This window comes from Rhodococcus sp. YH1 (assembly GCF_009939605.1).
Classification (GTDB): Bacteria; Actinomycetota; Actinomycetes; order Mycobacteriales; family Mycobacteriaceae; genus Rhodococcus; species Rhodococcus aetherivorans.
In genome coordinates this window covers 61,873-76,419 of the sequence record NZ_WVTE01000109.1, presented here as the reverse complement: position 1 = coordinate 76,419, position 14,547 = coordinate 61,873, and the positions used below count along the sequence as shown (strand labels likewise).

Annotated in this window: 14 protein-coding genes; 6 read left to right on the top strand and 8 right to left on the bottom strand. The window is 71.9% G+C overall.

All coding sequences use genetic code 11. From position 1 onward, the window contains the following. The first annotated feature begins 165 nt into the window (after window positions 1–165). The 5 genes from AIIKEEIJ_RS10525 to AIIKEEIJ_RS10505 all read left to right on the top strand — a co-directional run bounded on the left by AIIKEEIJ_RS10525 (window position 166) and on the right by AIIKEEIJ_RS10505 (window position 5,504). Window positions 166–1,854: a PHA/PHB synthase family protein gene (locus AIIKEEIJ_RS10525; protein WP_050035341.1), complete on the top strand. Its 1,689-nt coding sequence runs from the start codon at window positions 166–168 to the stop codon at window positions 1,852–1,854. An 84-nt stretch (window positions 1,855–1,938) separates the two neighbouring features. Next, window positions 1,939–2,355, top strand: a complete 417-nt coding sequence (locus tag AIIKEEIJ_RS10520) for a hypothetical protein (RefSeq protein WP_006941283.1) — start codon at window positions 1,939–1,941, stop codon at window positions 2,353–2,355. A 76-nt stretch (window positions 2,356–2,431) separates the two neighbouring features. After that, a complete protein-coding gene (locus tag AIIKEEIJ_RS10515; protein WP_050036371.1) occupies window positions 2,432–3,556 on the top strand; it encodes an alpha/beta fold hydrolase in 1,125 nt (374 codons plus the stop codon). Beyond that, the gene (locus AIIKEEIJ_RS10510; protein WP_161995601.1) at window positions 3,553–4,839 is read left to right on the top strand and encodes a family 1 glycosylhydrolase; all 1,287 of its coding nucleotides are present in this window, start codon (window positions 3,553–3,555) and stop codon (window positions 4,837–4,839) included. The genes AIIKEEIJ_RS10515 and AIIKEEIJ_RS10510 overlap by 4 nt, the downstream gene beginning before the upstream one ends. 29 nt (window positions 4,840–4,868) lie before the next feature. Beyond that, a complete protein-coding gene (locus AIIKEEIJ_RS10505; protein WP_161995600.1) occupies window positions 4,869–5,504 on the top strand; it encodes a LysE family transporter in 636 nt (211 codons plus the stop codon). 7 nt (window positions 5,505–5,511) lie between these two features. Here AIIKEEIJ_RS10505 and AIIKEEIJ_RS10500 read toward each other — a convergent pair whose 3' ends face one another. The 5 genes from AIIKEEIJ_RS10500 to nadA form a co-directional block, all read right to left on the bottom strand. After that, entirely contained in the window at window positions 5,512–5,808 is a 297-nt protein-coding gene (locus tag AIIKEEIJ_RS10500) for a DUF2470 domain-containing protein (protein WP_006941289.1), read from the bottom strand. Window positions 5,809–5,824: 16 nt separating this feature from the next. Further along, window positions 5,825–7,228, bottom strand: coding sequence for a WS/DGAT/MGAT family O-acyltransferase (locus AIIKEEIJ_RS10495; protein ID WP_072635393.1), 1,404 nt, complete (start codon window positions 7,226–7,228; stop codon window positions 5,825–5,827). Window positions 7,229–7,390: 162 nt separating this feature from the next. Beyond that, complete coding sequence (gene nadC, locus AIIKEEIJ_RS10490) at window positions 7,391–8,260, bottom strand: carboxylating nicotinate-nucleotide diphosphorylase (RefSeq protein ID WP_006941300.1); 870 nt, start codon at window positions 8,258–8,260, stop codon at window positions 7,391–7,393. Further along, a complete protein-coding gene (locus AIIKEEIJ_RS10485; RefSeq protein WP_161995599.1) occupies window positions 8,261–9,859 on the bottom strand; it encodes an L-aspartate oxidase in 1,599 nt (532 codons plus the stop codon). It abuts the gene before it with no gap. Window positions 9,860–9,861: 2 nt separating this feature from the next. Beyond that, complete coding sequence (nadA, locus tag AIIKEEIJ_RS10480) at window positions 9,862–10,896, bottom strand: quinolinate synthase NadA (RefSeq protein WP_050035344.1); 1,035 nt, start codon at window positions 10,894–10,896, stop codon at window positions 9,862–9,864. 79 nt (window positions 10,897–10,975) lie between these two features. On the opposite strand from nadA, the gene AIIKEEIJ_RS10475 reads away from it, so the two are divergent. After that, complete coding sequence (locus AIIKEEIJ_RS10475) at window positions 10,976–11,680, top strand: NUDIX hydrolase (RefSeq protein ID WP_006941309.1); 705 nt, start codon at window positions 10,976–10,978, stop codon at window positions 11,678–11,680. Window positions 11,681–11,763: 83 nt separating this feature from the next. Here the strand turns inward: AIIKEEIJ_RS10475 and AIIKEEIJ_RS10470 are convergent, their stop codons facing one another. From AIIKEEIJ_RS10470 to AIIKEEIJ_RS10460, 3 genes are all read right to left on the bottom strand, one after another. Further along, the gene (locus tag AIIKEEIJ_RS10470; protein WP_155948209.1) at window positions 11,764–12,087 is read right to left on the bottom strand and encodes a hypothetical protein; all 324 of its coding nucleotides are present in this window, start codon (window positions 12,085–12,087) and stop codon (window positions 11,764–11,766) included. A gap of 114 nt (window positions 12,088–12,201) precedes the next feature. Then, window positions 12,202–12,903, bottom strand: coding sequence for an MspA family porin (locus AIIKEEIJ_RS10465; RefSeq protein WP_006941310.1), 702 nt, complete (start codon window positions 12,901–12,903; stop codon window positions 12,202–12,204). 267 nt (window positions 12,904–13,170) lie between these two features. After that, a complete protein-coding gene (locus tag AIIKEEIJ_RS10460; RefSeq protein WP_072635395.1) occupies window positions 13,171–14,427 on the bottom strand; it encodes a patatin-like phospholipase family protein in 1,257 nt (418 codons plus the stop codon). Window positions 14,428–14,547: the final 120 nt, after the last annotated feature.

The window sequence follows — 14,547 nt, the reverse complement described above, 5'->3', positions numbered from 1 at the left end:
TCGGACGGCATAATGTGAGCCATCCTCAGGTTTCGGCTGGTGGGGCGCCGCGTCCCCGCCCGCCCGCCCCACGTGCAGCTCGCATGTACTTCGCGGTAAGATGCGCGACCCGGCACGCGGTGTCACCCTCGGGGCACACCCCTCTTCCCCATCTGGAGATGTCCCTTGCTCGACCACGTGCACAAGAAGTTGAAGTCGACCCTGGACCCGATCGGCTGGGGTCCCGCGGTGAAGTCGGTGGCCGGACGCGCCGTCCGCAACCCCCAGGCCGTCACCGCCGCCACGACGGAATACGCGGGCCGGCTGGTGAAGATCCCCGCGGCGGCCACCCGCGTGTTCAACGCCGACGATCCCAAGCCGCCGATGCCGCTCGACCCGCGGGACCGCCGATTCTCCGACACCGCCTGGCGGGAGAACCCCGCGTACTTCTCGCTCCTGCAGAGTTATCTCGCCACGCGGGCCTACGTCGAGGAACTCACCGACGCCGGCGCCGGCGATCCGCTGCAGGACGGCAAGGCTCGCCAGTTCGCGAACCTGATGCTCGACGTGCTGGCCCCGTCGAACTTCCTGTGGAATCCGGGCGTGCTCACCCGTGCATTCGAGACGGGCGGGGCAAGCCTGCTGCGCGGCGCCCGATATGCCGTGCACGACGTGCTCAACCGCGGCGGCCTGCCGCTGAAGGTGGACTCGGACGCGTTCACCGTCGGCGAGAACCTCGCGGCCACCCCGGGCAAGGTGGTCTATCGCAACGACCTGATCGAGCTGATCCAGTACACGCCGCAGACCGAGCAGGTGCATGCGGTGCCGATCCTCGCCGCGCCGCCGTGGATCAACAAGTACTACATCCTCGATCTCGCACCCGGTCGCAGCCTCGCCGAGTGGGCGGTCCAGCACGGCCGCACCGTGTTCATGCTCTCGTACCGGAACCCGGACGAGTCGATGCGGCACATCACCATGGACGACTACTACGTCAACGGCATTGCCGCCGCGCTGGACGTGGTCGAGGAGATCACCGGGTCGCCGAAGATCGAGGTGCTGTCCATCTGCCTCGGCGGCGCGATGGCCGCGATGGCCGCCGCGCGCGCATTCGCCGTCGGCGACAAGCGCGTGACCGCCTTCACCATGCTCAACACCCTGCTCGACTACAGCCAGGTCGGGGAACTCGGGTTGCTGACCGATCCGTCCACGCTGGACCTCGTCGAGTTCCGGATGCGGCAGCAGGGCTTCCTGTCCGGCAAGGAGATGGCCGGCAGCTTCGACATGATCCGCGCGAAGGACCTCGTCTTCAACTACTGGGTCTCGCGGTGGATGAAGGGCGAGAAGCCTGCGGCCTTCGACATCCTCGCGTGGAACGAGGACAGCACGAGCATGCCCGCGGAGATGCACTCGCACTACCTCCGGTCGCTGTACGGCCGCAACGAGCTGGCCGAGGGCCTCTACGTGCTCGACGGACAGCCCCTGAACCTGCACGACATCACGTGCGACACCTACGTCGTCGGCGCGATCAACGACCACATCGTGCCCTGGACATCGTCGTACCAGGCGGTGAACCTGCTGGGCGGCGACGTGCGCTACGTGCTCACCAACGGCGGGCACGTCGCCGGCGCGGTGAACCCGCCCGGCAAGAAGGTGTGGTTCAAGGCCGTCGGGGCGCCGGACGCCGAGACCGGCTCGCCGCTGCCCGCGGATCCGCAGGTCTGGGACGACGCGGCCACCCGCTACGAGCACTCGTGGTGGGAGGACTGGACGGCCTGGTCGAACAAGCGCGCCGGGGAGCTGGTGCCGCCGCCGGCAATGGGCAGCGCCGCCCACCCGCCGCTCGAGGACGCTCCGGGCACGTACGTCTTCAGCTGAGGACTTGCGCGTTAGCATTCATCTTGCTAACCTGCTAACAGCGTCCTCCGAGGCGCCCTCACACACCCGAACGGAAGGTACGCCATGACCACCGCCAAGACCCCCGTCGACGCCGCTGTCGCCAAGACCACCGCCGACACCGCCAAGGCCAACGAGGCTGCTGCCAAGGCCACCGCGGACGCCACCGCCGCCGCTCAGAAGATCGCCGAGTCGGCCACCACCGCCGCAAACCAGGCCACCGCCGAGTTCACCAAGGCTCTCGACGAGAGCGCCGCCCGCCTGAGCGAGTTCAACGACAAGGTCGTCGACGCTGCCAAGCAGAGCGGCAACCTCACCGTCGACACCTACGAGCGCGCCGTGACCAGCCTGCTCGACCTGCAGGAGAAGATCGCCTCCGCCACCCCGATCGCCTGGGTCGAGGACCTCACCAAGGCGCAGGTCTCCTTCGCCCGTGAGCTCACCACCACGGTGACCACCACCGCACGCGATCTCCTCAAGTGATCGATTGTGCGTCTCTTCCGACGCGATCGCGTCGGAAGAGGGGCACCACGCACCGGGCGCCGGTTCAATGAACCCCATGAACGCCCTGCAGACCGTCGCGATCGCCGCCGCCCCGTTCCGTCTCGGGGCGGCGGCGATCGCCGGCTGGAGCACCTACCTGGCCACCCTGAGCCGACGCGGCGCGCACCCGCTCGACGTCGCCGGCGACATCGCCGACTGGTGGCGCGTGCTCACCGACCGCGAACCCCCGCGCTGGGCCCACCCGTGGCCCGTCGCGCACTCCTGGCCGCTCGCCCGGCTGCGTGACTGCAGCGACCCCGACGCTCCCGCCCCCGAGGCCGTCCCCACCCTGCTGCTGCCGCCGCAGTCCGGATCGCACTCGTGCATCGTCGACCTCTCCTCCGACCGCAGCCAGGTCTCCGCCCTGCGCAGCGGCGGGTTGTCGCGGCTGTACTGCCTGGACTGGGCGCCCGCCGGCCCGGTCACCGACGGCGCCTCCCTCGACGACCATCTCGCCGTCCTCGCCGAGGCCGTCGAACTGCTCGGCGGACGGGTCAACCTGGTCGGCGGCAGCCAGGGTGGCTGGCTCGCGGCGATGCACGCCGCACTGCATCCGCGGACCGTGCACAGCCTCACCGTCGCGGGGGCCCCGATCGACTTCCACGCCGACCGTCCCGGTGCCGGCGCCCTCGAACACGTGCCACGCTCGGTGTCCGCGTCCGTGCTGAACCTGTGGTACGACGCCTCTCGGCTGTTCGGGGTGCTGCCCACCGACCCGGTGAGCGAGGTCCAGCGCAGCCTCGAACTGCTGGGCCTGCTGAACGACCCCGACACCCTCGGACAGGCGATCGACGAACGACGGTGGTTCCTCTGGCGCCAGGAGATCCCCGCCGCATTCCGCACGTGGATCCTCGAGCACCTGTTCGTCGGCAACGACCTCGTCGCCGGGGCCGTCACCACCGCGGCCGGTCCGGTGGACCTGGCCGCGATCGAGTGCCCCGTGCACATCGTCCTCGGCCGGCACGACCTCGTGGTGCCACCGGGACAGGTCCTCGCCCTCGCCGACCACGTCAGCACCCCCGCCGGCGACATCACGGTGCACGACGTCGACGCCGGCCACCTCGGCTTGTTCGTCGGCCGGCGCGCCCTCACCGAGCTGTGGCCTCGGCTCGCGGCCGGGATCGCCGCGCACTCCCGATGAGGACCGCCGACGCGGCGGTGCGGAGGGCCGCCGTCGCGGCGGTGCGGAGGGCCGCCGTCGCGGCGGTGCGGAGGGCCGCTGCCGCGGCGGTGCTGACGGCCGCCCTCGCGGCCGCCGCCGCGGCGGGGTCCTCCCCGCCCGCCCACGCCGCGGGAAACGAGTTCCTGTGGGGCGTGTCGAGTTCCAGCTTCCAATCCGAAGGCTCCCCGCCGGACAGCAACTGGACCAGGTACGCCGCGTCGGGCCGCACCCACGAACTCGTCGGCACCTCGGTGGATTTCCGTCACCGCTACCGGGAGGACATCGCCGCGGCCGCGGACCTCGGGGTGGACGTGTTCCGGTTCTCGGTCGAGTGGTCCCGCATCCAGCCCACCCCGCACGGCTGGGACGAGGCCGAACTGCGCTACTACGACGACGTCGTCGCGACGGTGCGCGGACACGGCATGATCCCGATGATCACCCTCGACCACTGGGTGTACCCCGGGTGGATCGCCGACCGCGGCGGTTGGCGCGATCCCGCCACGGTCGGGGCATGGCTCGCCAACGCCGAGCAGGTCGTCGCCCGGTACGCCGGGCTGGGCGCGATGTGGGTGACGATCAACGAACCGACGATCTACGTCCAGAAGGAACTCGCCTTCGGCGGGATCGACGCTGCCGACGTCCCCCGCATGTTCGACGCCCTGGTCGCCGCGCACCGCTCGATCTACGCCCGGATCCACGACCTGGACCCGGGCGCGCGCGTGACGTCCAACGCCGCGTACATCCCCGGGGTGCAGACCGGACTCGACGCCCTGTTCGTCGACCGGGTCCGCGACACCCTCGACTTCCTCGGGCTCGACTACTACTACGGAGCCACCCTCGCCAACCCGAGCGCGATCCACGCGCTCACCGACGACTTTGCCTCGATCGTCCCGCATCCCGACGGGATGTACGAGGCGCTGATGCACTACACCCGCCGTTTCCCGGGGCTGCCGCTGTACGTCGTGGAGAACGGAATGCCCACCGCCGACGGGGCGCCCCGCGCCGACGGCTGGACCCGGGCGCGACACCTGCGCGAGCACGTCGACCGGATGCGCCGCGCCGCGGCCGACGGCGCCCCCGTCTTCGGGTACAACTACTGGTCGATCACCGACAACTACGAATGGGGAAGCTACACACCACGTTTCGGCCTGTATACCGTCGACGTGCGCACGGATCCGAACCTGACGCGCCGTCCCACCGACGGGGTCGACGCCTACCGGGCCGTCACCGGTGAGCCGTGGCCGGTGCCGGTGCCGGGCTGACCGGCCCGGCCCGGTCGTAGAATCGCCCGATGACCTGGCAGACGTGGGTGGCCCTGCTCGGCGCCGCCTGGGTGATCAGCCTCTCCCCCGGCGCCGGCGCGATCGCGTCCATGTCCTCGGGCCTCGCCCACGGACTGCGGCGCGGCTGGTGGAACATCGTCGGGCTGCAGTTCGGCCTGCTGCTGCAGATCGTGGTGGTCGCCGCCGGCGTCGGCGCGGTCCTCGCCGGGTCCGCGGCGGCATTCACGGTGATCAAGTGGTTCGGCGTGGCCTACCTCGTGTACCTGGGGGTGCGCCAGTGGCGCACTCGCCCCACCGAGGTCAACCCCGGCGCGGCGCCGGGACTCGGCTCGGCGCCGGCGCTGGTGGCGCGCGGGTTCCTGGTCAACGCGAGCAACCCCAAGGCGGTGGTGTTCATGCTTGCCGTGCTGCCGCAGTTCCTCGATCCCGCAGCCCCGCTGCTGCGGCAGTACCTGATCATCGCGGCGACGATGGTGACCGTCGACATGATCGTCATGACCGGCTACACGGGCCTGGCGGCGCGGGTGCTGACGCTGATGCGCTCGCCGCGCCAGCAGCGCATCACGGGCCGGGTGTTCTCCGGGCTGTTCTTCACGGCCGCCGCGTTCCTGGCCACCGTGCGCCGCGCGGCCACCGCGGCATAACGGCCGGTCAGTGCGGCCGCGGCGCCACCCCGAGCCGCTCGCACGCGGCGTGATACAGGGCGACCACCGCGGTGCGGATCCCCGCCCGGTCGGAGACGGGCTCGAGCCACGGCACCCGCACCGTCGTCTCGATGCCGCCGACCTCGACGACCCACTCGCCGAACTCGGTGTGCACGCCGGTCATGCGGGCGGCGCCCGCCGTGGGTTCCGCGAACGCGCGGACCACGAGCAGGTTGTCGTCGGCGTGGTCGTCGTTCATGTGCCCGGTCACGGCCGCGACGACGGCGGCGTCGAAGGAAGTCACGCCGGCGAGCCTAGCCTCACCGATCGCCGTCGGCGCCCGCCACCCCGACGGTGCGTTCGAGCGCGGCGAGCTCGTCGTCGAGGTGCGCGATCAGGCGATCGAGCTGCGGGACGCTGCGGCTGCACGAGGTGAGCCCGAACGCGATCCGGTCGTCGGTGCTGGTGCAGGTGATGTTCAGGGCCTGCCCGTCGACCGGCACCGACAGCGGGTACAGGGCGTCGACGCGGGCGCCGTTCCAGTACAGCGGCTCGACCGGGCCCGGCACGTTGGAGACGATCACGTTGAACGGCGGCCGCACCACGGCCCGGTTGCCGGTGAGCACCCCGACCGCGAGCGGAGCCATGCCGAGAGCGCTCGTGGCCAGCAGCGCGGTCTGGGACCGGCCCCGCATGGACTCCTTGCCGTCGACCATCGCGTCCCGGATGGCGGCCAGGCGGGCCGCCGAATCGTCGACGTGGGTGGCGAGCGGGCACATCAGCACGCCCACGTCGTTGCCGCCCTCGGTGGTCTTCCCGCGACGCAGCGACACCGGCACCATCGCGACGAGCGGATCGTCGGGCAGGGCCTCGTGGTCGAGCAGATAGGCGCGCAGCGCTCCCGCGGACATCGCGAGGACGACATCGTTGACGGTGGCGCCGGCGGCCTCGGCGACGCGCCGCAGCCGCGTCAGCGACCAGTCGTGCGCGGCGAAGCGGCGGCCACCGGCGATGGACACGTTGAGCATCGTGCGCGGCGCCGTGAGCGACACCGCGCCGCCGCGGCCCCGCAGGGCCCGGTCCACGGTCCCCACCAGCGCGGGCACCATCCCGGCGGCCTCGTCGACGACGCCGCGCACGGCCCGCACGGTCATGCTCGGCAGGTCGAGCGCGGTCCCGACCGCGGAGTGCGGCGGGTCGGCGGACGGGAAGCGCGCCCAGGGCGCCGGCATGTCGGTGCGGTCCGCGTCGGTGCTCAGGGCCCGGTGCAGCAGCCGCATCGCGCCGACACCGTCGGCGAGAGCGTGGTGGATCTTCGTGTAGATCGCGTACCGCCCGTCGGCGAGGCCCTCGATCAGGTGCATCTCCCACAGCGGCCGGCTGCGGTCGAGGAGGGTGCTGTGCAGCCGCGACACCAGGGCGCGCAGTTCGGCGATGCCCCCGGGGCGTGGCAGGGCGTCGCGACGGACGTGGTGTTCGAGGTCGAAGTGCGGGTCGTCCTCCCACGCCCACATCCCCAGGGTGGCGAGGGAACGGACCGCGCGCCGGCGCCACAGGGGCGCGACGTCGTCACCGGCGAGGGCCGCGTCGAACAGCGCGCGCAGGGAACGGGCGTCGCCGCCCGGCGGCGGCTGCAGCAGGATCAGTCCCCCGACGTGCATGGGATGCTCGCGCGACTCGCCGAGCAGGAACATCGAGTCGATCGGGGACATCGGCAAACGCATGCGAGGTCTCTCCGTTCCCCGGTGACGGGGAACTGGTTAGTGGCGGACCCCCTGTGACCCGCCGGACGCGCGCCGCCGCCGTGAGGTGCCTCACGGCGGCGGATACGTAGCCAGTTGTACGCGATCGATGCGGCCGGTGCCAAGCGCGGCCCCGGCGTGGCGTCACATGTCGAGACCGAGGTCGAGGACGGTCACCGAGTGGGTCAACGCGCCGACGGCGAGGTAGTCGACCCCGGTGCGGGCGTAGTCCGCGGCCACGTCGAGGGTCAGGCCCCCGGAGGACTCGAGGCGGGTCTGCGGCGCGTGCGTGTTGCGCCGTTGGACCGCGATCTGCGTCTGCCACAGCGGGAAATTGTCGAGCAGGATCAGCTCGACGTTCTCGGCGAGCACCTCGTCGAACTGCTCGAGGCTGTCGACCTCCACCTCGCACTCGAGGTCGGGGGCCTGGGCCCGCACGGCCCGCAGCGCCGCGACCACCGAACCGGCGGCGACGACGTGGTTGTCCTTGATCAGCGCGGCGTCGCCGAGACCCATCCGGTGGTTGACACCGCCGCCGACCCGCACCGCGTACTTCTGCAGCGCCCGCAGGCCCGGCAGCGTCTTGCGGCTGTCGCGGATCTTCGCGTCGGTGCCGGCGACGGCGTCGACCCACTGCGCGGTGGCGGTGGCGATCCCGGACAGGTGGCACATCAGGTTCAGCATGGTGCGCTCGGCGGTGAGCAGGCCCCGGGTGGGGGCCTGCACCGTGAGCACCGCCTCCCCCGCCGCGGCACGATGCCCGTCGACGGCCCGGTCGAGCACCTCATAGTCGCCGGCACCGAGGACCTCGTCGAGTACCAGCAGACCGATGTCGATCCCGGCGACGGTGCCGGGGCTGCGCGGCACCACCGACGCCGTGGCCACGGCGTCGGCCGGCACCGTGGCGGCGGTGGTCACATCCGGGCCGTAGCGCAGGTCCTCGTCGAGGGCGACGCGCACCAGCGCGAGCGTCTCGTCCCGATCGAGTCCGGCGGGCAGCTCGGTGCTGGCCATTCAGTGTGCTCCTGTGAGTTGTGGTGTGCGCAGCGTGATCTCGCCGTCGGCGTCGAGACGCGTCTCGAGGCTGCGACGCTGCGCGGGGTCGGATTCGGGATGGTCGTCGCGGGTGTGGCACCCGCGGCTCTCGGTGCGGGCGCCGGCCGCGAGGGTCAGGGCCCGGGCCGCGACGGTGAGCGCGGCGTCCTCGAGCGCCGCCGCGTCGGTGCACCGGCCGGTCGGGGCGGCGGTGAGGCCCGCCCCGGCGACGGCGAGCCCGGCGGCGTCGCGGACGACGGAGGCGTGCCGGGTCATCAGCTGCTGCAACGCCGCCCGGTCCGCGCGGGGCCGGACGGGCAGGTCGGCGTCGGCGGTCTCGACGCGCAGCCCCCCGCGCTCCTCGGCCGCGGCCAGACCGGCGCGCTCGCCGACGACGAGGCCCTCGAGCAGGCTGTTGGAGGCGAGCCGGTTGCCGCCGTGCAGGCCGGTGCGGGCGACCTCGCCCGCCGCGTACAGCCCGGGTACACCGGTGCGGCCGCACACGTCGGTGACGACCCCGCCGCACGAGTAGTGCGCGGCCGGAGCGACGGGAATCAGGTCGCGGGCCGGGTCCAGGCCCACCTGCGCCAGGGAGGCGGTGACGGTCGGGAAGCGCCGCGCGAACCCGTCCAGGTGCCGGGCGTCGAGCAGGACGTGGTCGTCGCCGAGCTCGGCGAGCCGGGTGGCGATGGCACGGGAGACGACGTCGCGCGGCGCGAGGTCGCCGAGGGGGTGCACCCCGGCGGTGACCGGGCGGCCGGCACTGTCCACGAGTCGGGCACCCTCGCCGCGCACGGCCTCGCTGACGAGCGGGCGGCGGCCGACGGATCCGGCCGCGAACAGCACGGTCGGGTGGAACTGGACGAACTCGAGGTCGGCGACGGCGGCACCGGCGTGCAGGGCCAGCGCGATACCGTCGGCGGTGGCGCCGGGCGGGTTGGTGCTGCACGCGTACAGCTGCCCGAGGCCGCCGGTGGCCAGCAGCACGGCCGGGGTGTGGACGACACCGAGGCCCCGGTCGTCGAGGACGAGCAGGCCGGTGACGCCGCGCGTGTCGATGAGGACGCGGGCGGCGGCGGCACCGAAGAGCACCGGCAGTCCGGCCGCGCCCAGGGCACGCTGGATCTCGGCACCGGTGGCGTCGCCGCCGGCGTGGATGATGCGGCGGGTGCTGTGGCCGCCCTCGCGGGTGCGGGCGATGCCGCCGTCACGGCCGCGGTCGAACACGGCTCCCAGGTCGGTGAGGGCCGCGACGGCGTCCTGCCCGCCGGAGACGATGGACCGCACGGCCGTCTCGTCGCACAGGCCGGCGCCGGCGGCGCAGGTGTCGGCGACGTGGGAGTCGACGGAATCCGCCGGCCCCGGGGCGACGACGGCGATGCCGCCCTGCGCGTACTGGGTGGCGGTGTCGGTGGGGCCGCCCTTGCTGACGGTCAGCACCCGCAGTCCGCGCCGGGACGCGGCGCGGGCGGCGGTGAGGCCGGCCACGCCGCCCCCGACCACCACGAGGTCGGCGCGGGCTTCCCAGCGGATCGTGTCCCGCCGCTCCGCTCGACCCGCGCCGACGCCGGAGGACATCGTCACTCCCCGCCGCCGGGGTTGCCGATCGCGATCATCCGCTGCACCGACTGCCGGGCCCGCTCGGCGACGGCCGGGTCGACGTGGACCTCGTCCTTGCCCTCCTGCAGGCAGCGCAGCAGCGCGGCCGGAGTGATCATCTTCATGTAGGGGCAGGACGCGCGGTCGTTGACGGCCTGGAAGTCCACGCCGGGCGCCGCCTTGCGCAGCTGGTGCAGCATCCCCACCTCGGTGGCGACGAGGACCTGCTTGGCGCCGGTGGCGCGGGCCGCGTCGAGCATGCCGCCGGTGGACAGGATCTTGACCTTGTCGTCGGCGACGAAGCCCTCACCGGCGAGGTACAGCGCGGAGGTGGCGCAGCCGCACTCGGGGTGGACGAACAGCTCGGCGTCGGGGTGCGCCTTGGACTTGGCGGCGAGCTCGTCGCCGTTGATCCCGGCGTGCACGTGGCACTCGCCCGCCCAGATGTGCATGTTCTGCCGGCCGGTCACGCGCTTGACGTGGGCGCCGAGGAACTGGTCGGGCAGGAACAGCACCTCGCGGTCGGGGTCGATGGAGGCGACGACGTCGACCGCGTTCGAGGAGGTGCAGCAGATGTCGGTCAGGCCCTTGACCTCGGCGGTGGTGTTGACGTACGAGACGACGACCGCGTCGGGGTGGTCGGCCTTCCATTCGCGCAGCTGGTCGGCGGTGATCGAGTCGGCGAGCGAGCACCCGGCCCGCTCGTCCGGGATGAGGACCGTCTTGGCGGGGCTGAGGATCTTCGCGGTCTCCGCCATGAAGTGCACGCCGCAGAAGACGATGGTGTCCTCCTCGGCCTCGGCGGCGATGCGCGAGAGGGCGAGGGAGTCGCCGACGTGATCGGCGACGTCCTGGATGGCGGGCAGCTGGTAGTTGTGCGCCAGCAGCGTGGCGTTGCGTTCGCGCGCCAGTCGCCGGATCTCCTCGGCCCACTCCGGGGTCGCCTCGACGCCGGTGTAGCCGCCGGGTCCGTCCTGGATCGGGGTGTGCGCGCCCGCCCACGTCGTAGTGGTCATGGCCTGCTCCTTCGCCGTGCACCGGGCGGGCTTTGCCCGGATTTCCGTATTCGGGGGTTTTCGACTTAGGATCGAAAACATGACACATGGTAGCACCCTTCACGAAGTGCTCATCGTCGTGTTCCAGGTTCGCCGATTTCCGGACACCCAGGGCGGCACGAAGACCGAGCTCGGGGTGCTGTTGTGGCAGCGCGCCCTCGACCCGGAGGCGGGCACCTGGTCGCTGCCCGGCGGCCGCCTCCGCGACGACGAGGACCTCACCACCTCCGCCCGTCGCCAGCTCGCCGAGAAGGTCGACGTGCGCGAGGTGGCGCACCTCGAGCAGCTCTCGGTGTTCTCCGATCCGCACCGGGTGCCGGGACCGCGCACGATCGCCTCGACCTACCTCGGGCTGGTGCCGATCACCTCCGATCCCCACCTGCCCGAGGACACCGCCTGGCATCCCGTGTCGGACCTGCCGGCGATGTCCTTCGACCACGGGGTCATGGTCGAGAACGCACGCACCCGCCTGGCCGCCAAGCTCTCGTACACCAACATCGCCTTCGGGCTGGCCCCCGCCGAGTTCGCCATGTCCACGCTACGTGAGATCTATTGCGCGGCACTCGGATACCAGGTGGATGCCACAAACCTGCAGCGCGTGCTCAAGCGCCGCGACGTCCTGACCCCCACCGGCACCACCGCCCCGCCGGGGCGTGCCGGCGGCCGTCCCCCGGCACTGTTCCGCTTCACCGAGTCGCGACTGCGCGTCACCGATGAGTTCGCCGCCCTGCGCCCGCCGGGCTGACGGTTGGTGTGGTTCTCTGCTTCGGTATCGGCAACTGCAGGACGGCCCAGCCGAGTGGACGGTGGCGGCGAGCGCGTAGTGAGCTACCTCGAGGAGGTCGGTGCCGGCAAACGCGCCGAATCCGCGGAGCCGCTCGTCGCGGTGGCACAGGGCTGCGGCGAGCCGGCCGAGCCGGTTCGGGGGCTCGGCGAAGAATCGCAGGCGCGCGCCTCGCGTTCACCGAGATGTTCGGCGCCGTCGCCGGCCGTTGGGGGCTCCGGCGGCAGACGGCGGCGTCGGCCGGCAGCGGGTGCCCGCAAGTGGGCCCGCTCGAAGGCCTGAGAGTCGTCCGGGCGGATGCGGACCGCGTCCCCCTCAGGGGCGACATCGAGAATCCGGTAGGTGTCGTCGATCAGCGTCATCGCCACGGCAGTGCACGGTAGAAGCTCGACGTCAACGCTCGGTCACACGCCGATGAGCATCGCCTCCGTCTCCGTCGGTGGTGACCCGCTGGGATCCAGGGCCACCACCGACGGAGTCCGTCAGTTGAGGCGCTGCGGGACGCCGTAGGTGACCACGGTGTCGTTGTTGGCGGTGATCGCGCGGGCGAACGGCCGGACCGTCACCGGCCCGACGGCACCGGAGACCGAGCCGTGCACGCCGGCGATCCGGACGGTGACCGAATCCCCGTCGAACTCGTGATCCTCGACGATGGCGACCTCGGTGATGCCGCCGGGGGCGAGTTCGACCTCGATCTCCTGCTCGGGAATGATCGAGCCGCCGATCGTCGCGCCGGTGCTCGCGTCGAGGCCCAGCGCGAATTCGGGTGCCAGTTCGACGTTGACGCCCACCTCGTTGCCGACCTCCCAGTCCAGGCTGGGGGTGAAGATGTGCACCACCGCACCGGGCACCGCGACCGGGTAGCCGATCTGATATCCGAGGGTGAGCTTGGTGCCGGTGTAGTCGGCGGCACCGGGCCCGGTGATGTTCACGGTGGCGGAACCGTCGTGGAAGAACTCGACACTGAGCGGGGAGCTGTCGAGCGGGAGAACGCCCTGGATGGAGGTGTCGGCCTGCAACACCTCGATCGCGTTGCCGTCCGCGAGGGGCAGCACGCGGGCGTTGTCGACGGCGGCGGTGGCGGCGCCCGGGCCGACGAGCACGCTCAGCGCCACGGCTGCGGTGAGCGCGGTGCCCCGGACGACATTCGGACGGAATCGGTTGCCGGAGAAGCGGTGGACCATCGTGACGACCTCGTTCCTGGAGGGTGGGAAGTGGCGTGACCTCCGACACGCACGCACAGCCTAGAAGCAGCACACGCGATTTCGCCGGACGAACCGGGGCGCGGCGTGTCCTGAACGTGACGCCACCACAGGCGGGCAGGCAGGATCCGCGCAGGCAGGATCACAGCACTCCGGCAGCGCCTGGTTCACACCGCTGTGGCACCGACCGGCCGCCCAGAGATGACAAGTTCCGCGAGAACCTACAGCGAGGTCCGGCACATGCCGGCCTTACGTATACCGGGCGTCGGCCGGGTATCGGGGGAAGCCGTCGCCGGCCGCGCGCCAGTCGGCCAGCCACCGCTCGGTGAGTTCCGTGCCCTCGGCCCGCAACGCCGCCAGGTGCCGCGGACTCCGGTCGAGCTTCGAGGCGTGGTCCAGCGTCCACGCCGAGTCCCGGCTCATCTTGATCGTGCGGACCACGACGGTCTTGCGGTCCGTCAGGGGCGGGGCGTCGTTGCCGTACTTATCGATCCACCGGTTGACGGTGAGGATGTGGTCGAGTTCCTGGTTCAGCGACAGGTTGCCGGCCAGATCGTTCTCCCGGTCGCGGATCTCCTCGAGACCGACGCGCAACGAGGTCGGCGAGTACTCCTGCGGGTTGATCCGCACCACCCAGATCTCGTCGGGCTTGTCGTCGCAGGTCTCGGTGTCCAGCAGGTCCCGCACCGGCGGGTTCTGCGAATACAGGCCGTCCCAGTAGTAGCCGGTGCGCCGGACGGTGGTGCCTTCGTCCGCAGTGGGGAACTCGAGATTCTCGATCGGTTGTGCGGGCAGCAGCTCGGGCAGCGTGCCCGACGCCGCCACCCCGTCGAGCGACAGGGCGCGGCGCATCCGCCACCGCGTCGCGCCGTACTGGTCGCGCTCCGGCGGGGGCTTGAGCCCCAGTTCCTCCAGGGTCTTGTCCGAGTCGAAGGTCTCGAAGTTGCCGCTGAGCACCTCGATCGCGCCGGCGATGACCCGGACATTGTTCTGGGCGAGGAGCTTCCAATCGACCGAGTCGAAGTCCGGGCAGAGCGAGGCGAGCAGGCCCTGGAATCCGAGGTACTCCGGGCGGGCACCCACCGATCCCAGGCCGAGCAGCCCGAGGCGGCCCGCCGCGGCGTACGGACTCGATTCGGGGAGGGCCACGCCCGCGGCCTTCCAGCGCAGCAGCACCTGCCCGGCCAGGTTGTGCAGCGTCTCGGCGGGGTTGGTCGCCGCGAACACGGTCCACAGGTGGTCGAGTCGTTCGACGGCCTTGTCGACGGTGCCGCAGTCCGGGTCGGATCCGTTGGGGGCCAGGCCGTACCAGGTCGCAAGCGCGCACAACGCGCCGGCGGACGTGCCGCTGAGCGAGACCAGATCGAAGGAGGTGCCGCCGTCGGCGTCCCATCGCTGCTTGGCCCGCAGGATCGAGGTGAGCGCACCCCAGGTGAAGGCGACGTGCGTACCTCCACCCTGACAGGCGATGGCGATCTTCTTGCGCCGCACGGACTGCACCGACACGTTGATCCTTCCGGAGGGGACGTCGCGCTGATTGTGTCGCATCTCCGGCCGCCTGTCCGCGCGGGCCCCGGGCGCGGCGGTCGCTCCCCGGCCGCACCCGCCACGGTCGGCGGGCGCGGC